The sequence below is a fragment of the Luteimonas sp. TWI382 genome (genome assembly GCF_039674545.1).
Classification (GTDB): domain Bacteria; phylum Pseudomonadota; class Gammaproteobacteria; order Xanthomonadales; family Xanthomonadaceae; genus Luteimonas.
In genome coordinates this window covers 1-544 of record NZ_JBDJNS010000058.1, presented here as the reverse complement: position 1 = coordinate 544, position 544 = coordinate 1, and the positions used below count along the sequence as shown (strand labels likewise).

The 544-nt window shown below is 66.2% G+C and carries 1 protein-coding gene; it reads right to left on the bottom strand.

Features of this window, described 5'->3' with window-relative positions:
* Positions 1-544, bottom strand: a 544-nt coding sequence (locus ABE505_RS17075; protein WP_346445852.1) for an integrase core domain-containing protein, incomplete at both ends; no start/stop codon positions are given.

Genomic DNA, 544 nt, shown 5'->3' with positions numbered 1-544 from the left:
CGGGTTGTAGCCGAGGCTGGCATGGGGTCGATGCCAGTTGTAGGTGTGCAGCCAGTGGGGCAGTTCAGCAGCCCGCTGGTCGGAAGTGTCGTAGCTGCGGGCGTAGGCCCACTCTCGAAGGCTGGTCTGGATGAACCGTTCGGCCTTGCCGTTGGTGCGCGGCGTGTAGGGGCGCGTGCGGCGATGCTTCAAGCCCAGTCGCCGGACTGCGCGGGCAAACAGCGCAGAGCAATAGCAGGCGCCGTTGTCGGTGAGGACCTGGCGGAAGGACACACCCAGCGTCCGGTAGTAGCGCAGGGCCGCGATCAGCGCATGCACCGCGCTGATGGCCCGCTCATCTTTCTGGATGCAGGAGAACGCGACCCGAGAGTTGTCATCGATCGCGACATGGACGTACTCCCAGCCGGCGCCGTCACTGGACTGGGTGCGATCGCCCGTGACCCGGTGTCCGGGACGCCGGAAGCGTCCAAGCTTCTTGATGTCCAGGTGCAGCATGTCGCCGGGGTTGGGATGCTCGTAGCGGTTCTGGGGACGCGGTGGCTCC